21 protein-coding genes and 1 tRNA gene are annotated in these 19,761 nt (G+C 60.1%); 14 read left to right on the forward strand and 8 right to left on the reverse strand.

Going from position 1 to position 19,761, the window contains the following annotated elements; genetic code table 11:
• Positions 1-7 precede the first annotated feature (7 nt).
• The gene (locus LIX15_RS18760; RefSeq protein WP_227774998.1) at positions 8-688 is read left to right on the forward strand and encodes a helix-turn-helix domain-containing protein; all 681 of its coding nucleotides are present in this window, start codon (positions 8-10) and stop codon (positions 686-688) included.
• Between the two features lie 17 nt (positions 689-705).
• Here LIX15_RS18760 and tmcA read toward each other — a convergent pair whose 3' ends face one another.
• Both tmcA and LIX15_RS18770 read right to left on the reverse strand, forming a co-directional pair.
• On the reverse strand, positions 706-2,955 hold the full coding sequence (gene tmcA / locus LIX15_RS18765; RefSeq protein ID WP_227775001.1) for a tRNA(Met) cytidine acetyltransferase TmcA: 2,250 nt from the start codon (positions 2,953-2,955) through the stop codon (positions 706-708).
• Between the two features lie 187 nt (positions 2,956-3,142).
• Positions 3,143-4,000 (reverse strand): cytochrome c oxidase subunit 3, encoded by an 858-nt coding sequence (locus LIX15_RS18770; RefSeq protein WP_227775002.1) that lies wholly within the window; start codon positions 3,998-4,000, stop codon positions 3,143-3,145.
• Positions 4,001-4,137: 137 nt separating this feature from the next.
• On the opposite strand from LIX15_RS18770, the gene LIX15_RS18775 reads away from it, so the two are divergent.
• The 10 genes from LIX15_RS18775 (at position 4,138) to LIX15_RS18820 (ending at position 10,896) form a co-directional block, all read left to right on the forward strand.
• The gene (locus LIX15_RS18775) at positions 4,138-4,356 is read left to right on the forward strand and encodes a hypothetical protein (protein ID WP_227775003.1); all 219 of its coding nucleotides are present in this window, start codon (positions 4,138-4,140) and stop codon (positions 4,354-4,356) included.
• Positions 4,357-4,555: 199 nt separating this feature from the next.
• The gene (gene rpl7ae / locus LIX15_RS18780; protein ID WP_227775005.1) at positions 4,556-4,918 is read left to right on the forward strand and encodes a 50S ribosomal protein L7Ae; all 363 of its coding nucleotides are present in this window, start codon (positions 4,556-4,558) and stop codon (positions 4,916-4,918) included.
• Positions 4,919-4,929: 11 nt separating this feature from the next.
• Positions 4,930-5,157, forward strand: a complete 228-nt coding sequence (locus LIX15_RS18785; RefSeq protein ID WP_049970866.1) for a 30S ribosomal protein S28e — start codon at positions 4,930-4,932, stop codon at positions 5,155-5,157.
• Positions 5,157-5,348 (forward strand): 50S ribosomal protein L24e, encoded by a 192-nt coding sequence (locus LIX15_RS18790; protein WP_227775007.1) that lies wholly within the window; start codon positions 5,157-5,159, stop codon positions 5,346-5,348. Before LIX15_RS18785 ends, LIX15_RS18790 begins: the two co-directional genes overlap by 1 nt.
• A complete protein-coding gene (ndk, locus tag LIX15_RS18795) occupies positions 5,345-5,803 on the forward strand; it encodes a nucleoside-diphosphate kinase (RefSeq protein WP_227775008.1) in 459 nt (152 codons plus the stop codon). The genes LIX15_RS18790 and ndk overlap by 4 nt, the downstream gene beginning before the upstream one ends.
• Before the next feature lie 157 nt (positions 5,804-5,960).
• A complete protein-coding gene (locus LIX15_RS18800; RefSeq protein WP_227775010.1) occupies positions 5,961-6,224 on the forward strand; it encodes a hypothetical protein in 264 nt (87 codons plus the stop codon).
• A 143-nt stretch (positions 6,225-6,367) separates the two neighbouring features.
• Positions 6,368-7,768, forward strand: a complete 1,401-nt coding sequence (locus tag LIX15_RS18805) for a selenium-binding family protein (RefSeq protein ID WP_227775012.1) — start codon at positions 6,368-6,370, stop codon at positions 7,766-7,768.
• The gene (locus LIX15_RS18810) at positions 7,765-8,094 is read left to right on the forward strand and encodes a 2Fe-2S iron-sulfur cluster-binding protein (RefSeq protein WP_227775014.1); all 330 of its coding nucleotides are present in this window, start codon (positions 7,765-7,767) and stop codon (positions 8,092-8,094) included. Before LIX15_RS18805 ends, LIX15_RS18810 begins: the two co-directional genes overlap by 4 nt.
• Before the next feature lie 61 nt (positions 8,095-8,155).
• Positions 8,156-10,555 (forward strand): penicillin acylase family protein, encoded by a 2,400-nt coding sequence (locus LIX15_RS18815; protein ID WP_227775015.1) that lies wholly within the window; start codon positions 8,156-8,158, stop codon positions 10,553-10,555.
• On the forward strand, positions 10,552-10,896 hold the full coding sequence (locus LIX15_RS18820) for a hypothetical protein (protein ID WP_227775016.1): 345 nt from the start codon (positions 10,552-10,554) through the stop codon (positions 10,894-10,896). The genes LIX15_RS18815 and LIX15_RS18820 overlap by 4 nt, the downstream gene beginning before the upstream one ends.
• Before the next feature lie 146 nt (positions 10,897-11,042).
• On the opposite strand, the gene LIX15_RS18825 is transcribed toward LIX15_RS18820, so the two are convergent.
• The 5 genes from LIX15_RS18825 to LIX15_RS18845 all read right to left on the reverse strand — a co-directional run bounded on the left by LIX15_RS18825 (position 11,043) and on the right by LIX15_RS18845 (position 16,160).
• Positions 11,043-11,489, reverse strand: coding sequence for a hypothetical protein (locus LIX15_RS18825; protein WP_227775018.1), 447 nt, complete (start codon positions 11,487-11,489; stop codon positions 11,043-11,045).
• Between the two features lie 104 nt (positions 11,490-11,593).
• Positions 11,594-11,664, reverse strand: a tRNA-Gly gene (locus tag LIX15_RS18830).
• A 34-nt stretch (positions 11,665-11,698) separates the two neighbouring features.
• Positions 11,699-12,340, reverse strand: coding sequence for a class I SAM-dependent methyltransferase (locus LIX15_RS18835; protein ID WP_227775019.1), 642 nt, complete (start codon positions 12,338-12,340; stop codon positions 11,699-11,701).
• Between the two features lie 83 nt (positions 12,341-12,423).
• Positions 12,424-14,526, reverse strand: a complete 2,103-nt coding sequence (locus LIX15_RS18840; RefSeq protein WP_227775021.1) for a type II secretion system F family protein — start codon at positions 14,524-14,526, stop codon at positions 12,424-12,426.
• The gene (locus LIX15_RS18845) at positions 14,526-16,160 is read right to left on the reverse strand and encodes a type II/IV secretion system ATPase subunit (protein ID WP_227775022.1); all 1,635 of its coding nucleotides are present in this window, start codon (positions 16,158-16,160) and stop codon (positions 14,526-14,528) included. Before LIX15_RS18845 ends, LIX15_RS18840 begins: the two co-directional genes overlap by 1 nt.
• Before the next feature lie 263 nt (positions 16,161-16,423).
• Here LIX15_RS18845 and LIX15_RS18850 point away from each other — a divergent pair, with 263 nt between their 5' ends.
• The gene (locus LIX15_RS18850; protein ID WP_227775023.1) at positions 16,424-16,897 is read left to right on the forward strand and encodes a DUF5793 family protein; all 474 of its coding nucleotides are present in this window, start codon (positions 16,424-16,426) and stop codon (positions 16,895-16,897) included.
• 24 nt (positions 16,898-16,921) lie between these two features.
• On the opposite strand, the gene LIX15_RS18855 is transcribed toward LIX15_RS18850, so the two are convergent.
• Positions 16,922-17,080: a hypothetical protein gene (locus tag LIX15_RS18855; RefSeq protein WP_227775025.1), complete on the reverse strand. Its 159-nt coding sequence runs from the start codon at positions 17,078-17,080 to the stop codon at positions 16,922-16,924.
• Between the two features lie 62 nt (positions 17,081-17,142).
• On the opposite strand from LIX15_RS18855, the gene LIX15_RS18860 reads away from it, so the two are divergent.
• Positions 17,143-18,504: a phosphohexomutase domain-containing protein gene (locus LIX15_RS18860; protein ID WP_227775027.1), complete on the forward strand. Its 1,362-nt coding sequence runs from the start codon at positions 17,143-17,145 to the stop codon at positions 18,502-18,504.
• 87 nt (positions 18,505-18,591) lie between these two features.
• On the forward strand, positions 18,592-19,734 hold the full coding sequence (locus LIX15_RS18865) for a BMP family lipoprotein (protein WP_227775029.1): 1,143 nt from the start codon (positions 18,592-18,594) through the stop codon (positions 19,732-19,734).
• The last annotated feature ends 27 nt before the right edge of the window (positions 19,735-19,761 follow it).

Genomic DNA, 19,761 nt, shown 5'->3' on the forward strand with positions numbered 1-19,761 from the left:
CCACAAAATGACGGTTATCGCCGAAGTGACGATTCCAGCAGACGAGCTTGCGCTCTCGGAGACGTTCGAATCGGTTCCCGGAATGGTCGTCGAACTGGAACGAATGGTCGTTCATCCAGCCGATTGGACGATGCCGTACATTTGGACTGTCGGACGAACCGGAGACGACGTAGAGTCAACTCTGCAAGACGACCCGACGACGACGGACGTGACCAAACTCACTGAACTCGATGGGGGGTCGCTCTACCACGTTCGTTGGTGTCGGGAAACGCAGTTCACAATCGAAGAGATACTGAAAGTTGACCCGATAATCATCACCGGAACCGGTGCCAGACAGGGTTGGGATTTCCAAATACGGTTTAGCGACCAAAAGAGCATCTCGAAACTGCAGGAGAATCTCAACGACCGCGACGTGACGGTCGAACTGAAACGCCTGTACGCTCCCGAAGCGCCGACCGTAGATGGACAGTTCATGCTCACGCCGAAACAACGAGTCGCGCTTACGGTTGCTCTCGACGCAGGCTACTTCGACGTGCCGAGAAGGGCGAACCTGAGCGAGCTGGCGGAACAACTCGATATTACGCCACAGGCGCTCTCGAAACGACTCCGGCGAGCGCACAAAACGATGAGTCGGTACGTACTCACCGCGAGTTCGAGGGCGACAGAACGCGACAAACGACGCGATTAGCGCGACGGAAAACTCGATTAGTCGGCGTATCGCCGTATTTCTTCTTTTGCGGACTCGTTTCCGTACAGCCTCGCGAGCGGTCGGAATGTTTTCCCGAGCGCTCGCATGACTTCTCCCGTCGAGTGAAAGCCGAGTTCGTCCGCAACTTCATCCCACCTCCGGGCCTGTAGCACCTTCCGTACCAGCAGGCGCTCCTGTCGGAGGGATAAAACGCGCGAATCAGCGTTCACCGGGTCGATGAGGTGTTTCACGGCGATTCGACGGAACGGGCCGGGGTCGTGGTCGAACTGTCCGGGGCCGAACGCACTAGCCGAAACGTGTCGCCATTCTGGGTCGGAAAGCGAAAGCGAGACGGTAGCCTCGGTCGCCCGCAGTGCTTCGCGCACCACGTCGGGTTCCATGTCCGAAATCGCGTCGGAGAGCACCGACGCGATTCGCGCCGAAAACCGGCGTGCGTGGCGGTCGTACAACTCGCTGCCCACGTCACTCACCGGTGAGAGCATGAGAACGGAATACTCGCCGCTGGCGTCGTTCCGGGTGGTCGAAAGCTGAATCGTATTGTAGCCATTTTTGCGCCAAAATCGGAGCAGTTCGGGCGTCGCGCCGAATCCTGTTCCAAGCCAATCGACGTCCGAAAACTCCCGGCGAATCTCTCGAAGCAATCGCGACCCCAATCCGGATGAGCGAACCGCGTGGTGGGTCGCGATTCGCATGACTCGTAGCCCCTCGGGCACGGCGGCCTCGATATCGCGGAGTTGCGTCGTCAGCACGTCGGGAAGCATGTTTCCGTTCACACGCTTGCCGTCGTACATGCGCTCGCGCAACGTCGCCGGGAGATTCCCCTCGCGGGCGAGCAGGGCGACGCTGACGACGTGACCTTTCCAACAGAGCGCCCGAACGGCGACGTTCGGCGCGTCTAGCAGTCGGGCGAGATCCGCCGGTTCGGTTCGGTAGTGTGCGAGAACGAGCAGGCCGAACGTCTCTCGAAGTAGGTTTTCGTCCGCGAGCAAGTCCTCGGCATCGAGTTGTCGATACGTGGCGCCCTCGGGAGTCACATCTTCTACCAACGGTTCGACCGGGGGCCGAGCATCGAGCGCGAGCGCGCGAAACGCCCACACCTCGATGGGGTCGCCGGGCGCGTAGCGAATCGGTTCGGCCATGCTCACGTCGGTCACCTCGTGGTCGCTTTCCGCGAGGCGGTCGCGAAACCGCACTGAAAAGCCGCGTCCCGCGCCTTCGTAGCCGTGAACCGTCGTCGCGAACGCGACGCGAGAAAAGTCGAGAAATCCGTCCAGCAGGCCGACGGAGAGCGCCGCGGCCTCGTCCACCAGCAGTACGTCCGCGTTCGTTTCGACTGCCGTCGTCGGCTTTTCGAATCGGACGACGCCGCCCGATTTCGATTCGATTCGCGTCGGCGGATCGTGGTTCGTATCGGCCAGTTCTCCCATTGCATCGAGAATCGCTTGGGCCCGAACGAACACCTCGCGGGCGCTTCGGTAGTTCCGGGCCGTCACGAGAACCTCGTCGCCTCCGCTGGCGAGACAGCCGACGGCGATGCCGCCAGCGCTCGATTTTCCCCGTCCGCGATCCGCTTCCACAACGACTGCGCGGTTGGGTTCGCGGAGCGATTCGAGCGCGTTCACGACAGAACGTTGGTCGTGGGTCAGGCAGGCATCGGAGGCGACAGGCGGGAATTTTTCGACCGAGTCACGCTCGATTCCCGAGCGCGCTCGGGAGTCGAGCCTCGGTGCAGGGTTCGTCAATCCGTCCTTTTCGACAGTTCTCGAATCTACGTTCACGATGGCGATACCGGGGTGCGCGCGGAGCGTCGCGACGAAACGCATCCGAAAGTGACCGGAAACGGCTTCGACGCGATAGGGTTCCACCGCTAGTGACTCGTCGAACTCGTCGCGGCGGTTCGGCCACGAGTCGAGCGACGGCGTGAGCAGAATAAACAGGCCGCCGCCGTCTATCGCGCCGACGACGCGACCTAGGGCGTTCGGACGGAGTTCGTCGTGGGCGTCGAAGACGACCGCCTCGTGGGTCGTTCCGAGCAGGCTTCCGGCGCGGTGTTGGGTGACCTTCTCGCAGTCGAGTTCCCGCCGAGGGGCGACCTGTACCGTTTCTTTAGGTGGGATTTCTGCGGCATCAAGCGCGTCACGAGCAGCCTCGTATCCGGCGTCCCGGTCGCCTGCGAGAACGACCATCCGTCGCTCGTTCGACTGGCGGGCCTCGTCCCGCAGGGCAGCCGCCAACGATACGTCCATGGGTGGGATTAGTCCGACCACTGCAAGGATGTTTCTCTTCGGTCGGATGATGAAAGGTCAGGAGTAGAGGCGAGGTGGGGTTAGGTGATGGCGCCAACCCGCTCGCACGGTGTTGCGGGGACCTCGCCAAATGCACAGTACGTAGCATGCAATAAATGCTTTGTGGTGATTGGAAAATTGCAACAAATTACCCAGAGAGCGACGCTCCAGCGTAGATGGAGACCACGAGGAATATCCAGACGGCGTCCACAAAGTGCCAGTACATCGAAACGGTGCTGACGGAGGTATCCCGCTCGGGGCTGTACTGTCCGATGACCGCGCGCCCAAGCAGAATCATCATGAGAACGATACCGAGCGTAACGTGGAGTCCGTGGAGACCAGTCAGGCCGAAGAAGGCGCTTCCGAACACACCGGACGTAAGGGTGAACCCTTCGTGTGTGATGAATTCGTAATATTCGTACACCTGGCCGCCGAGAAAAACGAACGACAGCAGCACCGTCAGGCCGAGCAAGCCGACGAACTGCCGTCGCTTTCCGCGGTGAAGCGCAACGTGCGAGAAGTGAAGTGTGATGCTACTCGTGACGAGGAGGAGCGTGTTGACGAGGACGAGCGAGTTTATCAGCGGCGGAATGGTCTGACCGGTCGGCGGCCACGCGCCCGTGCGGATGAAAAAGTAATAGACGAACCCCGCGCCGAAGGTCGCCACTTCGGTCACGAGAAACAGCACCATCGCCCACCGAAGTTTCGTTCCGCCGGTTCCCTCGGTACTCCAGTACCGACCGACGAACCCGTGATACAACCAGCCGTACAGTCCGACGAGGAAGACCACCGTGCTGGCGACGAAAACGGTCGCGCTGGACAGCGGCGAGACGTAGTCGTTCCCGCCGTGGCTGAGTATGTACAGTCCCGCACCGACGTACACACCGGCTACGCCGAACGCCGAAACGAACGGCCACCACGAGGCTTCGCCGAATCCCCGCGGCCAGTCCTCTGGTGCCGGATGGTGATGATGCTCCGGTTCCTCCCCGACGTTTCCCCCACTCATGATTTCAGATAACGTACGCGCCGAATCCCCAAAACCCTCATTCGGATTTCTCGGAGATGTTTCGAACCTGATTTTGGGCTTCGAGATTCGACAGTCAAAGTGAAATGATTTTGTCACTGGTCAGTATCAGTCTCTGTATGCCCGGCCCCGTTTTTTGTTCCAGCGAGCGAATCGAACTGCGAATCACCGAACGGGACGACCTTAACCTTCTCCAACAGGCACGGAGCGACCCAGACCCGCGAACATCGCTTGGGTTCCTGCAGCCGTACTCCCACGGGCAGGTAGAAGAGTTCTACGAGAACACAAGGACGTGTTCTTCTACGGCCTTTTCCGCGACGAGTGGACCGGTGATTTAGAGCGCTGACGGAAATCATCGAAATCACCCGCCATAGGCGCATGTGCAAGCGTGGCACTCCGTCATTCATTTGAAAGCGTTTTTATGGGGGCATCATCAACTCAAGGGTACAACCTACGCGGGGTTGATGATGCTCCTAGCCGCACAGGACTTCGAACGGCAGGGGAGCCTGAGCCAGCGCGTAGGAAAGGTGAACAACCATGCCAGTATATGTCAACTATGACGTTCCAGCCGACCTCCAAGACCGAGCGCTCGACGCGCTCGAGGTCGCACGGGACACGGGAACCGTAAAGAAAGGAACCAACGAAACGACCAAGGCAGTCGAGCGCGGCAACGCCGACCTCGTTTACGTCGCTGAAGACGTCCAGCCGGAAGAAATCGTCATGCACCTGCCGGAACTCGCCGACGAGAAGGGAATTTCCTTCATCTTCGTCGAGACGCAGGACGATGTCGGTCACGCGGCCGGACTCGAAGTCGGCAGTGCCGCCGCCGCCATCGTTGACGCTGGCGAAGCCAGCGACGACGTGGACGACATTGCCTCGAAGGTCGAGGAACTTCGGTGAGGTGGTAGACGATGAGTGCTGAAGAGACCGGACAGGAGGACTCCACCTCCGCCGAGGTCATCGAAATCGTCGGTAAGACGGGGATGCACGGCGAGGCCATGCAGGTCAAATGCCGCATCCGCGAGGGAGAAAACCAAGGGCGTATCATCACGCGCAACTGTCTCGGCCCCGTCCGCGAGGGCGACGTGCTTCAGTTGCGTGAAACCGCACGCGAGGCAGACTCCATCGGAGGACAATAATGCCACAAACGCGAGAGTGTGACTACTGCGGCGACGACATCGAACCCGGCACGGGAACGATGTTCGTCCGCACGGACGGAACGACCATCCACTACTGCTCCAGCAAATGCGAGAAAAACGCCAACCTCGGTCGCGAACCCCGCGACCTCGAATGGACCGAGGACGGCCAAGCAGAGAGTGGTAGCGAATGAGCGAGCGAACCTTCGTGATGGTCAAGCCCGACGGCGTTCAGCGCGGCCTTATCGGGGAGATCGTCTCCCGATTCGAAGACCGCGGTCTGAAGATGGTCGGCGGCAAGTTCATGCAGATTGACGAGGAACTCGCCCACGACCACTACGGTGAACACGAAGGCAAGCCGTTTTTCGACGGCCTCGTCGATTTCATCACCTCCGGACCGGTTTTCGCGATGGTCTGGGAGGGACAGGACGCGACGCAGCAGGTTCGCCGCATGATGGGCGAAACCGACCCCGCCGAATCCGCCCCGGGCACCATCCGCGGCGACTTCGGCCTCGACCTCGGCCGGAACGTCATCCACGGCTCCGACCATGAGGACGAGGGCGCGAACGAGCGCGAAATTGACCTGTTCTTCGACGAGGACGAGCTGGTCGATTACGAGAAAATCGACGCCGAGTGGCTGTACGAGTAAGCCACGTTTGACTTCGATTTCGTATCATTTCTGCGAGCGGTGGTGCTGTCACCAGTAGATGAGCTCCAGCTAGACAGACGCTGAAAACGGAATAGCGCGCCGTTCAGTCATTTATCAGAAGGCATTTATAGAAATGAAATAATCGGAACGCAGAAAGATGCCGCCTTCCACCCCATTCGTTGACCGGAGAACTGGGACGATAGACACGACGCAGATCCTCGTGGAAGCAATACCGCTCGCCAAACTCATCGGCGTATTCGTGGCGATTGCACTCATCCCGTTCGCAGTTGGGTTTTTGTTGGGTGAGTACTCGATACTCGACGTACTGTTTACGCTGGCAGGCCAGTTCGTCCTCGCAGTCGGCGCTGGCACTGTTCTGATATACAGCGTCGCTCGCGGGTCACAACTTGCCAGCGAATGATGGATACGCATCGGATTTTCGTAGATTTCACGACGATTTCGTCCGCGTAGAGGCGTCTTCGCGGATATTTATAGGCAATATTTGCCGCAACCCGCCGCATCACGCTCTTTGCTACCGTAGCACATTTTGGAGGGGGATGAAAAATGAGCGACACCGAGTCAACAGAAAGCGGAGCGCACGAGCATCACGAACATCACGACGTAGAGGGGCCGGGGTACGCCACGCCGCAGGCCGCAATCGAGCAGGCGGAGCGCGAGAAAATCGCCTACGTCCCGTCGTTGTACGTCGGTACGGACGTTGACGCGCCAGATTTTTTGTCGGTCGTGGACGTTGATCCGGATTCGGACACCTACTGCGAAGTCATCGACAGAATGGAGATGCCGAACAAGGGCGACGAGCTACATCACTTCGGCTGGAACGCCTGTTCGTCGTCCTGCCACGTCGAGGGACTGGAGCGACGCCATCTCGTCATTCCGGGTCAGCGGTCGTCCCGGCTTCACATCGTGGACACGAAAAACCGCGAAAACCCGGAAATCGTCAAAGTCATCGAACCCGAGGAGGTGTTCGAGTACGACCTCTCCGCACCGCACACGGTTCACTGCATTCCGGACGGCGAGATTCTCGTCTCGATGCTCGGGAACAAGGACGGCGACCTACCAGGCGGCTTCCTCGAACTGAACGACGATTTCGAAATCGAGGGGCGTTGGGATCCGCCGGGCGAAATCGGCATGAACTACGACTTCTGGTATCAACCCCGGCACAACGTGATGGTTTCAAGCGAATGGGCCGCGCCGAAAACCTACTATCCCGGCTTCGATTTAGATGACGTGGAGAACGGCAATTACGGCAGAAAACTCCATTTCTGGGACTGGACGAACCGAACCGTCGAGCAGACCATCGATTTAGGCGAGGAGGGGATGATTCCGCTTGAAGTCCGATTCCTGCACAGCCCGGAGGCGGCGCACGGCTACGTCGGCGCGGCACTGTCCTCGAACATCTTCCACTTCTACGAGCGTGAAAAGGAGTGGTTCGCGGAGAAGGCAATCGACGTGGAAGCGCGCGAACACGAGGATTGGGACATGCCGGTTCCGGGTCTTATCACCGACCTCGTCGTTTCGATGGACGACCGCTACCTGTTCTTCTCGAACTGGCTCCACGGCGACGTGCGGATGTACGACGTGAGCGACCCGAAGAATCCGCGATTGGCAGACCAACTGTGGGCGGGCGGACTGTTCGGCCCTCGTCATCCGACCAGCGAGGACGACCGGGCGGTCGTCGCCGGGCCGCAGATGCTCCAGTTGTCCATCGACGGCGAGCGACTGTACTGGACGACCTCTCTGTTCTCCACGTGGGACAACCAGTTCTATCCTGAGGAGGCCGACCGCGGTTCGGTGATGCTCAAGGCCGACGTGAATCCGCGAAAAGGGACGATGACGTTGGACGAGGATTTCCTCGTCGACTTCGGCGAGATGCCGAACGGTCCGGCCCGAGCGCACGAGATTCGGTGGCCGGACGGCGACTGCACGAGCGACGTCTGGCAGTGAACGACCGCCACCGAATCGAGCTTTGCTGGCGAGAACGCGACGAGGAAACCGAAATCGTTCACGCCGGGAGCAAGGAGTCGGTTCTCGACGCGGCGGAACGGGCCGGTATCGGCCTCCCGTTCGGCTGTCGAACCGGTGCGTGCGCGACCTGCACCGGGAGACTCCTCGCAGGAGAAATCGAGCATGCCCGATTGCCGCGGGGGTTAAAACGCGATTTCGAAAAAGACGGATACGTTCTGCTCTGCATCGCGCACGCGCGGTCGGATTGTAAAATCGAAGTCGGAAGCGACGTGCAGACCGACCTCGTGACGAACCCGTGGAAGTGACGAGTCGCGTCGTATCGCTCAGGATACAGCTATTTATATCGGCTGGCTCACAGTTCGACATATGGACACAGACGTCACGCGGCGGGCACTCGTCGCGGCGATTCTTGGCGGAAGCGTTGCCGGGGGTGCGCTTTCTCCAATTCACAGCCACCTCCAGCGATTTGCCCCGCTAAGCGGGACGGCGTGGGACGGTGCGGCCGACCGCACGAACGCTCGCGTCGAAAGTCCCCACGGTTCCGCCGAACTCCGGTACGACGACGATGGAGTTCCGAACATCGCGGCGGACACCGAGGAGGCGCTCTACTTCGCCGTTGGCTACGCACAGGCGCGGGACAGACTGTTTCAACTCGACCTCCAGCGGCGGCTGATGCGCGGGGAGGTGTCTGCCGTGGTCGGCGAGGAGACGGTTTCGAGCGACGAGTTTCACATCGGGATGAATTTCGCGGGCGCGGCAGAGGCGACGTGGAAGCACGTCGCCGACACCGAAACCGGCGAACTCGTCCGGACGTTTTCCGAGGGCGTCAATACTCACATCGAGACCGAACCCCTTCCGCTCGAATTTTCGCTGTTGGAGTACGAACCCGACCCGTGGAAACCCGAGGACACGATGCTGATGGAAAAGCAGATTTCGTGGAATCTAACGGGGAGTTTTCTGACCCTCCGGCGCGCGAACGTCGCCGACAAACTCGGACAGGAAGTCGCAAACGAATTGTATCCGGCGCGGTTCGACCACGATTCGCCCATCATCCGGAACAACAGTGGTGGCAACGACGATTCCACAAACGGGGTTGCTTCGCCCGGTGAACCATCATTCGAGAACCCAACGACCGGAATCAGCGGAAAGCCAACGAAGGGTGCGGCCGGAACTGCACTCCTCGATTGGTTGAACGAGTTCGAACACGACCGTGGAATCGGGTCGAACAGTTGGGTCGTTTCCGGAAAGCACACGAAAAACGGTCAACCAGTCGTGGCGAACGACCCCCACCTCAGCCTGATGGCTCCGCCGGTCTGGTACGAGATGAATCTCGAAGTCAGCGGGACGCGGACGCGCGGCGTCACCTTTCCCGGCGTCCCGTTCGTCGTCATCGGGGAAAACCACGCCGGGGCGTGGGGATTCACGAACGTCGGGGCGGACGTCATCGACTTCTATAGCTACGAAACGGACGGTGACCGCTACCGCTACCAAGGCGAGTGGCGCGATTTCGAGACGGAACAGCGGGAAATCGAAGTCGCGGAGGGCAAAAACAGAACGATAACCACTCGGAAGACGGTTCACGGCCCGATGCTGGAACGCGAAGGGCACCGTGTCGGCGTCGCGTGGATCGGCCACACGGCGACGGAAACGACGCTGGCGATTCACCGGTACGCAAAGAGCGAGGGGATGGACGACGTGTTGTCCGCGACCCGGCAGTTCGACCTGCCGACGCAAAACCTCGTGTACGCGGACGACTCCGGCAACACGCTCTACTACGTTACGGGGCGGATTCCGCGACGGATGATAAACGGCGAGGAGATTCGCGGGAATCGAATCTTCGACGGTTCCGCCGGAGAGGGCGAGTGGCGAGGCTTCGAACCGTTCGGCATTTCGTCGTGGGATGGCTTCGTCCCGTTCGAGGAGAAACCGCACGTCGTCAATCCTGACGTGCTGGGAACCGCGAACCAGCGGGTGACCGACGACCCGTATCTATCGGAGGGCTACTCCAGTCCGTATCGTGGAAAACGAATCTACGAACTGCTAGACGAGGCGGTCGAATCCGGTAACATCGACGTGGCGACGATGAAGCGAATTCAGGACGACACGCTCGATTTGCGCGCCCGGAACCTCGTTCCGGAACTGCTGGATGCGGCGCGCGGAAAAGACAGCCTCCAGTCGGCGGTCGAAACGCTGTCTAATTGGGATTACCGAATGGAGGGCGATTCCCGCGGTGCCCTGCTGTTCGTCCACTGGTTCGACGCGCTGTACGACGAGGCGTTCGCCGACGAGTTCGAACAGGCGGGATTGGACGAAAGCTACTATCCACGGGACTGGGTACTTGCGAACCTCGGCGATGGTCGATGGTTCGGCGATGGGGGGAAGCAGGGTGCGATGGTTCGCGCCCTGCGAACCGCAGTCGAGACGATAGCGGAGGAGGGATACGAGACGTTCGGCGATTACAACACGACCCGAACAATCACGCATCCGTTCGACCAGTCGTTTTTGAACTATCCGGAGCTGCCGACTGATGGGTCGGCCCACACCGTGAACAACTATCGCGTCGGTTCCGCGGTCGGCAGCAGTTGGCGCATGATATGCCCGATGGGCGGCGATTCGGAAGCTATCCTCCCGGGTGGCAACTCCGGTGATTACTTCTCCGACCACTACCGTGACCAACTGAAAGCGTGGGTGAACACCGAATACAAACCGATGTCGCTCGAAATTCGCGGCGACGTGGCGGTCACGTTCGACGGAGGCGAACGATGAATCGACTCGACGAAATTCAACTCGACGAGTTTCGAGCGGACCGAACCCGTCGCATCCTTGCCGTCGGTGCGGGAATCGTCGTCGGACTCGCCCTCGCGTGGGTTCACTGGCTCGGTCTGCTGATCGGCGGCGCGCTGGTCAGTCTCCCGATGAAAAGCTGGAAGCGTGGGGTTCTCGCCGGATTGGGTTTCGGCATCCTCTCGCTCCTCGTGTTCGCCGGACTGCTCGCATTTTATGGGTCCCTCGTTCCCGCCCTCGGAATGGGCCAAGTCACCGCCCTGATGGTGGCGATTCCGCTCGTCGCGGGGGCGATTGGCGGACTTACGCGTGTACTGGTTTGATGGATTCGTGAACGTGATATACCACCCAGAGTTGGAAACTGCTAACCACTAACGAGAGAAAAGGCAGATAGCGGGTTCCCAACGCGGAAGCACGAATGTCGGTTCTCGGTGAACGTAAGCACGCCAGCTCTCGACTCGTTTTTGCGTCACTCCGTAATTAGCAGATACACCAACAGCACGAGCAGTCCGAACTCGGAGACGAGGGCGACGAACTTCACCGGACCAGCGAGCAAGTGGTCGAGGAGAAACGGCAATAGCGCCCCCTCGTGGAGGTGGCCCTCGCCGAACAGAAGCAGTGGTCGGTGCCCGGTGAGATGCCAGCCGAAGTAGCCGAGGATGTAAACTGCCATGAGAACGATTCCACCGGCGTACACCGGCCTTTCGTACCGTCCCGCCGCGGCGAGGAACAGGCCGACGACGATTAGCAGTCCGGAGAGGACGAACAAGGGCCATCGAAGATCGCGAGGGATGACGAATCCTGCATTCGCCCAACGAATCCAGTTGAACGCACCCAATGTCAGGTGAATCACCGCGACGATGACCGCGAGTTGGGCCGCCACGAAACGGGTCGGGGAAATGGAATCGAAGTCCATCAAATCGGATTGTATGGAGTAGACGCCTAAGCAGTTGGCGACTTTGTGGTCACTTACGCGATTATTTACTGCAGTTGCAACTTGTAAGGTAGTTTGTGGTAAAATGCACCGGACGGGACTTGAACCCGTGCCATGAGCTTGGAAGGCTCAGGTCCTACCACTAGACCACCGGTGCGCATTACCGAATTGTGCATCCCCGTTTAAGGGTGTTACTGTTTCCGCCCGCGAACCACGGCGTAGCAGTTCCCGCTCGAAATCGACACGTCGTCGGGAACCAGTGCGCTTTCCGCGACATCTTCGCGGAACTCCTCAGGCGAGTAGATGTGGTAAAATCGCGGAACAGTTTCCCCGCCGGGGAGTGTCCAATCGACGGTCGTATCGAAGGCGTCCTCTTGGTCGAATTTGTCGTGGGCAGTACTCCACGCGCTGACCAGTGCAACCCCGTCCGGGGAAAGCACGCGACCTAATTCGTCCAAACTGCCGACGCGCGCCGCTCGGGTCATCAGATGATGGAGCGTCGCGACGTACACCGCGAGGTCGATGGAGTTCGCCGCCAGCGGAATGTGGGCCGCGTCGCATTGTACGAGGTTGGCCTCGAATCCCCGTTCCCGAGCGCGGGCGCTGGCTTCCGCCAGCAGTCCCGCGCTCACGTCCGCGCCGACGACGCGCTCCGCGTGCGCGGTCAACAGTTCGGCGTGTCGCCCGTTTCCGCACCCGAGGTCGAGGGCGGTGTCGGCCCGACGCCCGTCGAGAAAGGATTCGACTTCGGGCCACGCGTACTCCCGCGTTTTTGCGAAATGCGCCGCGATTCGGTCGTAGGTGGCCTGCACGTCACCCCTGTTCGGTTCCATACCCGAACTCTCGCGGCGGGAGGCAAATGTTCTGGGGTGTCGAGAGCGGCGGGGCAAAAACGACAGTCGAAGGAAAGCGGAAATTAGAGGAGGTACTGGAGGACGAGGAAAACGACGTAGGCGATGGCGAACATCGCCGTCGCGTGTTTTGCGCCGTCCCGAACCGTCCCTTCGCCCATCTTCCCCGCGACGAAACCGGAAAAGAGCGCCTGCATCAGCGCGGTGTGGAAGAAGACGAGTCGGTAAGCGTCGAAATCCACGTCGGCGATGTTGCCCAACCCGCCGAGACTTCCGCCAGCGGGGACGTTTCCGCCCGCGTTCGCCGCGGGGAGGTTTTCCAGCGCGGGCATGAGGATGGCAGACAGCGCCACGACGATGAGGAGGAAGACGAAAAACGAGATGTAGATGATGATGAGATAGGTCATCATCTCCTGTGCGCGCCGTCGTTTCAGCCGTCGAGAGGCCTGCGCTTCGTCCGCCGCGATCCGGAGCACCCTTCCGACGTCCCCGCTGGCGTGCATCGCGTTCGTCACGAGGGTGACGACTCGCGTGATTGTCGGCGTATCGACCCGGTGTTCGAACCGTTGGAGTGCGGTCGCGGTGTCGGTCCCCCACTCGATGTCCCGCCGCATTCTCCGCATTTCCGCGTTCAACACGCCGAGGTCGGTGCTTGCGACGCGGCGAAAACTCTCGGCCACGGTCATCCCCGCCTCATTGACGCTGGCCAGGCGGTCTAGCAGGTCGGGTACCGCGGCCTCGATTGCTTTTATCCGCCGCCGCTTCATCTCCTGGACGACCGAGAAGGTCGTCAACACGAACAGCGTAGCCTGCACTAGTACGTCGTCCGCGGACGCGAACGTAACCGTTCCCGTTCCGATCTCGGGGGCGAGACGAACCAGCACTGAGAGAAGCGCGAACGGAACCGTCGCGTAGAGGATGGTAACCGGCTTTTCGCGCACGACGCGGAACGGGTCGGAGAGTGCGCTTCGAATCCTTTCGAACCGGTCGTAAACTTCCAGTCGCTCTTCGTTGACGGTCGCAATCCCGCCGTCGCTCACCGTGCGTCCGGCGTCCGGGTCGCTGGCGCGGCGCACCTCGAGCGAGTTCGATGCTAGTAGTTCCCGCGTGTCCTTGCTGACGCGGAGCGATTCGGTGATGCTGTCGAGATAGACGACGAACGCGACGTTTCCGAGGGGGACGAACGGGTACGTCATCAGGGAGAGTATCGCGAGCGTGTCCGCCGTTCCCATCAGGCCGATGACGACGAGGATGGTGATGAGGAGGAGCGGGCCGACGACGAACAGAGAGACGTACCCCTCCGCCAACGTCGCCAGCAGTTCCAAAAACGCCTCCTGTTGCACTTTCGCGTCCTTCTGGTAGCGTTCGTACTGGTCGTGCAAGTACGAGGGGAGACCTTGCCCGCTCTGGAGGACGCCGGCCAAATTGTCGCCGAACTCCTCGAACTTCTCGCTCGGCGATTGGCGCGCCATCTGCCGGATGGCGGTTAGCATGTCGAGGCCGAACAAATCCATCGCCTTCACGCCGACCGCAATTTCCTCCGCTGTTTCGCCGTACACGTTCCGGTTTCGCGCCAAGGTTCGCATGATTTCAGGGAACGCCATCCCGCTGCGCGAGAGGGCGTAGATGAACGCGACGGTTCGCGCGAGACTGGCGTCGATTTGTCTGGCGCGGGCGCTTCCGTAATGGGATGGCATTTCCCATCGAAGCCAGTAGGTCAGCAATCCGCCGAGCAGACCCACCGTTGCACTGCTGAACGACAGCAGAACGAACAGTTCCGCGAACGAGAGTTCGGGAACCGAGAGCAAACCGGCGAGAAACACGAACTGCGGCGGGAGCGACTCCCGAACCGAGTCGGGAGAGACGGACATCAAAGAGAGCACCAACCCGACGAGATAGACGCCAATGATGCTCCCCGAAACCGCGGCGAGTGCGGAATACACCCACGTCTTCGAGGCGTACAATCGATAGGTTTCGCCGACGTGGGCGGACTGAAGCACGTCGGAGCGCGTCGCCCGTCGTCGTCCGCTGTCTTGGACGTAGGTGCCGAACGTTTGCAGCGAGAATCGGGTGACGGTTCGATAGGCCGTCGTGCTGACCGGCGACAGCACGACGGGCGCGAGTAGGCAGAGCGCAAAGACGAGCGGAACGAAGTTGAGCAACCCCATCAGTCGAACTCCGAAACCTCGGTTTCGACGTTTCGCTCGACCTTCTCCACCACTCGCTCGGAGTCAGCGTAATACTCGTTGACCATCGCGGTGAACCGCCAGTAGTCGGTTACGTCGTTTTCGCGGAGGTACTGCAACACGAGTTTCCGGTCGTGCAGTTCCGCGAGCAGTTCGGAACGCGACCAGCCGTGATTGTCCCGGATTTCGTCGAGAACGTCGCTGTCGCGCTTTTTCACGGAGTCAGTCGCGGCGTCCCACGAAAATGCGGTCGAGTAGTCCAAGTCGCCGGTTCGCTGGTCGATGCCGTTAATTTCCGCGAGGGTTCGATTTCGGCGGACGCGCTCTTCCCCGACGTAGGTCAAGGTCTGGATGGAGAGGATGTCGAGCGACTGGATCATCGCCCGTGGCACGTTGATGGGTTCGTTTTCGAGGCGGTTGATGACCGTCTGGACGCTGTCCGCGTGCATCGTGGAGTAGGTCGTGTGGCCCGTGTTCATCGCCTGGAACAACGTCATCGCTTCCTGTCCGCGAACTTCGCCGACCGCGATGTATTCGGGTCGGTGTCGCAAGGCGGAACGAAGCAGGTCGTACATCGTGATGTCCGCGCCCTCGTCCAGTCTGTCGCGGGTCACTGAGGAGAGCCAATTGTCGTGGTAGAGGGTCAGTTCCCGCGTGTCCTCGATGGTGAGCACCTTCGAACGCGGCGGGATGAACATCGAAATCGCGTTCATCGAGGTGGTCTTACCGGATGCGGTTCCGCCCGCGAAGACGAGAGATTTGTTTTTCTCGATGGCCAACCAGAGGTATGCCATCTGGTCGAGCGAGAACGTGCCGTAGTTCACCAAATCCACGGGCGTAAACGGTTCGTCCGCGTACTTTCGAATGGTGAACGCCGACCCGCGCGGCGTGACTTCTTTTCCGAGGGCGAGTTCCGCACGACTGCTATCCGGCAGGGTCGCCTCCACAACCGGTTCGCCGACGCTGACGTGTTGGCCCGACTGTTGGGCGAGACGGACGACGAGATTATCGAGTTCCTCCTCGCCGTAGACGACGTTCGACTCGATGTCGTTGTACTCGTCGTGATAAACGAACAGCGGCAGGTCGTAGCCGTCACAGGAGACGTCCTCGATGTGCGGGTCGTGCATGATTGGGTCGAGTTTGCCGAAGCCGCGGAACGCACGAAAAAGGTAGTAAAAGAGGCGATAGAACGTCACCGAATCGACTTCAACGCCGTACACCTCGAGCAGTTCACGGAGTTCGTCACGGAGCACGTTCTCCGCGGTTTGGCCGCCCATCTCCCGGCGGTAGATGAGCGATTCGCGCAAGTCCGAAAATAGTCGGTCGAGCAGTTCCGCCTCGAACTCGTTCAACTCGGGTTCGACCACGCAGTACAGATTGTCGTTCGCATCCACGTCGTAGTTGATGGAGACGAACGCGAACGGCGCATTCACCCAGTATCGTTCGACCTCCTCGTAGCCCGGAACGCCCGTAAACGTAATGAGCGACCCATCCTCCGTCGGATTGTATTCACCAACGGAAATCGTCGAACCGTGAAGAATCTCGACGGCGCGGCGAATCGTTCTACGGAACTCTCGGACGCGGGCGGTCAGTCCCTCTGTGTATATATCAGACATGTTTTATTGCTGTCTATGACGCGATTTCCGACGCTTCGTCGTCTAATTTCGTTTCGTATTGTGCGTGGTAGATATGTTTCGTCACGCTCATTGGAGTGTGACTACTTAAATCATGACTGGATAGTTTCAGTGTGGTATGATCGAACAAGTACTCTGATTTATATTTCGCATCGAAGCGAACGGTGGTTTGGGAACCCACGACGTAGCGTGTCGTCGCATGGCGTTACGTTCATGAGACGCGAGAACGTAGATGGGTATACGGAATGAGGCGCGACTACTTCACATTAGATGTCGAAAATATAGATTGGGCTGATGCGGACGGAACACCGCGTAAGCCGACGGTAATCATCGATTTCGAGGGGCCGTCTTCGACGCTCCGCGAGCGCCTCACGGGTCTCGACGGCGAACTGCTCGACGCCGACGAGACCGACGTGACATTTCGCTTGCAGGCGAATCTGGACGACCCGGATGCGACCGGCGTGGTGAGCGTGACGAATCGAACGACCGGAGATTTTATCCTTGAACTTAACGAGGACGCGGACGACGTTCTCAAGTTCATTCGTGCCGCTCGCGCGTACGGCGACGAGTCGGACGAAGATGACGGACGCTATCACGTCGATATCGCCATCAACGGCGACCACGTCGTCGAATACGACAAAAGCACGTTTCTCGTCTACAACCGCGAAGGGAATCTCCTCCGCCAACACAGTCTCATCCCGAGCGGTGTCGAACTGTAGTCCGTCGGCCGTTTCTTTTTTGCGTCAGAACCACGGCGTGATGACGCCCGCCATCACGGCCGCGACGTAGAGTCCGACGAGTACTGAAAGGACGATGATGAGTCCGAGAATGTAATCGAACACGCCCCTCGGAGTCGTCAACTTCGGCAGGTTCATGTCAACCGCTACGACGAAGAGACGCATATTGTTATTGGGAGGAAAGGGAAATCGAGGTAACCTAAGTAGCCGCGAGCGAATCCAACCGTATGAATCTGTTCGGAACCGCGGGAATCCGCGGCGACGTCGTTTCCCGCGTGACGCCCGAACTCGCGCTCGCAGTCGGGCGGTCGGCGGGAACGTCGGGAGAAACGTTCGTGGTCGCCCGCGACGGGCGCGAAACTGGTGCCGCACTTGCCGCCGCGATGGAAGCAGGATTGGAAAGCGCGGGCGCGAACGTCTGTCGTGCGGGTCAGCTTCCGACCCCTGCGCTGGCGTTCGCCTCGCAGGGACGAAACGGCGTCATGCTCACCGCGAGTCACAACCCGCCGACCGACAACGGAATCAAACTGTTCGACGACGGGCAGGAGTACGACCGCGAGGCCGAGCGCGACGTGGATGCGGGTGTCGAGGACGAAACACCACCGCGTCCGTGGAACGAATGGGGCGACAGCACGCGCGTGGAGGTTCTCGACTACTACCGGGACGCAGTCATGGAGTACGCTCGCGAACACGGCGCACCCCTCGACGGCGTTCGAATCGCGGTAGACTGCGGAAACGGAATGGCCAGCGTGGCGACGCCGCAAGTCCTCCGCGCGCTGGGTGCGAAGGTCGTCACGCTCAACGCGAACGTAGACGGCCATTTCCCCGGACGGCCGAGCAAGCCGACCCCGGAGACGCTGACCGATTTGACCGCGTTTACCACCAACGGCGATTTCGAATTCGGACTGGCCCACGACGGCGATGCGGACCGAATCGTCCTCGTGGACGGAAACGGTGACGTGGTTCACGAGGACACGGTCGTCGCGGTTCTCGCGGAACACTACACTGAAAAAAGCGATGCAGACGACCCGGTCGTCGTCACGACGCCGAACGCCTCGGCGAGAATTGACGAGCGCGTTCGGGAGGCGGGTGGCCGAGTCGAACGCGTTCGACTCGGCGCGCTTCACGAGGGAATCGCGTCGGCCCTCGAAGACGGAGACGACGGAACGGAAATCGTTTTCGCCGCGGAACCGTGGAAGCACATCCACACCCAGTTCGGCGGCTGGATCGACGGCGTTGCCAGCGCGGCGGTGCTCGCCCGACTCGTCGGCGATGCCGGTGGAATCGATGCCCTTCGTGCCGACGTAAATGAACGTCCGTACCGAAAAGTAAGCATCAGCTGTCCGGATGCCGCGAAGGCGGGAACCATGGAGCGATTGGAGACGACCGTACCGGAACGATTCCCGGAAGCAACCGTCCGAATCGAACACGGCGTTCGGGCCGAACTGACGGATGGGTCGTGGGTGCTCGTTCGACCGAGTGGAACCGAACCATACGTCAGAATTTACGCCGAAAGCGAAAACGTGGACGGATTGGTTAGCGAGGCGAAAGACCTCGTTGCGTCTGCCGTTTCGGCGACGAAAGAATAGTTATTCGAGCGGCTCAAACAGTTATTTTCGCACTTACACGCGTGAAGCGACGCGTTTATCACAAATAAATTGTAGAATTACGCATAGATGACGAAAATTGACAAACAGCGGCGTAAACTGATGGTGACTGGCGGTGCAGTCGGTGTCGCCGGTCTCGCTGGCTGTATCAGCAGTCCGAATGACGGCGGAGGCGACGGCGGAAACGACGGAACGGATGACGGAAACGGGGACGATTCCAGCGCGGAAAGCGATGTCAGCGTCGGCATGGTATACGCAACCGGCGGTCTGGGCGACAACTCGTTCAACGATATGGCCCACACCGGCATCCAGCAAGCGGAGCAAGAACTCGGCGTCAGCTACAAGAACGTCGAACCGAGCTCGCCGAGCGACGTGGAAGGACAGCAGCGACGGTTTGCGCAGTCCCAAAACCACAACCTCATCTGCTGTATCGGATTCGTTCAGACGAGTGGCCTGGTAAGCAACGCACAACAGTTCCCCGACCAGAACTTCATGCTCGTAGACAGCGTCGCCGAGAAGGAGAACGGCGACCTCATCCAGAACGTCTCGAACTACGTGTTCAAAGAACACCAAGGCTCGTTCCAAGTCGGCCATCTCGCCGGACTACTCACCCAACAGGAGTTCAGTGCGGCCGATAGCGCGACGAAATCCGGCGAGACGGTCGTCGGATTCGTCGGCGGCGAGGAAGTCCCCCTCATCAAGAAGTTCGAAGCGGGATACAAGGCCGGAGTCGCACACGCGAGCGAAGACGTCGAAGTCCGAACCGCATACGCCGGTGCGTTCAACGACCCCGTCGCGGGGAAGGAAGCCGCGGTCTCGATGTACGAAGACGGCGCAGATATCGTCTACCACGCTGCCGGAGGGACCGGAACTGGTGTGTTCGAGGCGGCACAGCAGAAAGGCCTGTTCGCAATCGGTGTGGACAGCGACCAGTCGAAAGCGGAGGGGACGGCGCAGTTCAGCAACGTCATCCTCGCGAGCATGGTCAAACACGTTAACGAAGCCGTGTTCCAAGCGACCAAGAACGTGGTGGACGGCAATTTCAAAGGCGGCTCCGTCAACAACCTCGGTCTGGAAACAAATGGCATCGAGGCCGTGTACGGCGCAGACCTCGGTTCGGAGATTCCGGACGACGTGAAATCGAAGCTCGAAGAATCCCGCAAAGCAATCGTCGATGGCGACATCGAAGTGCCAACGACGGTAGACGAATAAGCGTAAATCCGCGCGTTTAAACAGGTA

It is taken from the genome of Haladaptatus pallidirubidus, from assembly GCF_020700235.1.
Taxonomy (GTDB): domain Archaea; phylum Halobacteriota; class Halobacteria; order Halobacteriales; family Haladaptataceae; genus Haladaptatus; species Haladaptatus pallidirubidus.

Excerpts from the sequence above, each read along its gene's own strand:
- LIX15_RS18760 (WP_227774998.1), top strand. The coding sequence starts at position 8 with ATGACGGTTATCGCCGAAGTGACGATTCCAGCAGACGAGCTTGCGCTC.
- tmcA (WP_227775001.1), bottom strand. The coding sequence starts at position 2,955 with ATGGACGTATCGTTGGCGGCTGCCCTGCGGGACGAGGCCCGCCAGTCG.
- LIX15_RS18770 (WP_227775002.1), bottom strand. The coding sequence starts at position 4,000 with ATGAGTGGGGGAAACGTCGGGGAGGAACCGGAGCATCATCACCATCCG.
- LIX15_RS18775 (WP_227775003.1), top strand. The coding sequence starts at position 4,138 with ATGCCCGGCCCCGTTTTTTGTTCCAGCGAGCGAATCGAACTGCGAATC.
- rpl7ae (WP_227775005.1), top strand. The coding sequence starts at position 4,556 with ATGCCAGTATATGTCAACTATGACGTTCCAGCCGACCTCCAAGACCGA.
- LIX15_RS18785 (WP_049970866.1), top strand. The coding sequence starts at position 4,930 with ATGAGTGCTGAAGAGACCGGACAGGAGGACTCCACCTCCGCCGAGGTC.
- LIX15_RS18790 (WP_227775007.1), top strand. The coding sequence starts at position 5,157 with ATGCCACAAACGCGAGAGTGTGACTACTGCGGCGACGACATCGAACCC.
- ndk (WP_227775008.1), top strand. The coding sequence starts at position 5,345 with ATGAGCGAGCGAACCTTCGTGATGGTCAAGCCCGACGGCGTTCAGCGC.
- LIX15_RS18800 (WP_227775010.1), top strand. The coding sequence starts at position 5,961 with ATGCCGCCTTCCACCCCATTCGTTGACCGGAGAACTGGGACGATAGAC.
- LIX15_RS18805 (WP_227775012.1), top strand. The coding sequence starts at position 6,368 with ATGAGCGACACCGAGTCAACAGAAAGCGGAGCGCACGAGCATCACGAA.
- LIX15_RS18815 (WP_227775015.1), top strand. The coding sequence starts at position 8,156 with ATGGACACAGACGTCACGCGGCGGGCACTCGTCGCGGCGATTCTTGGC.
- LIX15_RS18820 (WP_227775016.1), top strand. The coding sequence starts at position 10,552 with ATGAATCGACTCGACGAAATTCAACTCGACGAGTTTCGAGCGGACCGA.
- LIX15_RS18825 (WP_227775018.1), bottom strand. The coding sequence starts at position 11,489 with ATGGACTTCGATTCCATTTCCCCGACCCGTTTCGTGGCGGCCCAACTC.
- LIX15_RS18835 (WP_227775019.1), bottom strand. The coding sequence starts at position 12,340 with ATGGAACCGAACAGGGGTGACGTGCAGGCCACCTACGACCGAATCGCG.
- LIX15_RS18840 (WP_227775021.1), bottom strand. The coding sequence starts at position 14,526 with ATGGGGTTGCTCAACTTCGTTCCGCTCGTCTTTGCGCTCTGCCTACTC.
- LIX15_RS18845 (WP_227775022.1), bottom strand. The coding sequence starts at position 16,160 with ATGTCTGATATATACACAGAGGGACTGACCGCCCGCGTCCGAGAGTTC.
- LIX15_RS18850 (WP_227775023.1), top strand. The coding sequence starts at position 16,424 with ATGAGGCGCGACTACTTCACATTAGATGTCGAAAATATAGATTGGGCT.
- LIX15_RS18855 (WP_227775025.1), bottom strand. The coding sequence starts at position 17,080 with ATGCGTCTCTTCGTCGTAGCGGTTGACATGAACCTGCCGAAGTTGACG.
- LIX15_RS18860 (WP_227775027.1), top strand. The coding sequence starts at position 17,143 with ATGAATCTGTTCGGAACCGCGGGAATCCGCGGCGACGTCGTTTCCCGC.
- LIX15_RS18865 (WP_227775029.1), top strand. The coding sequence starts at position 18,592 with ATGACGAAAATTGACAAACAGCGGCGTAAACTGATGGTGACTGGCGGT.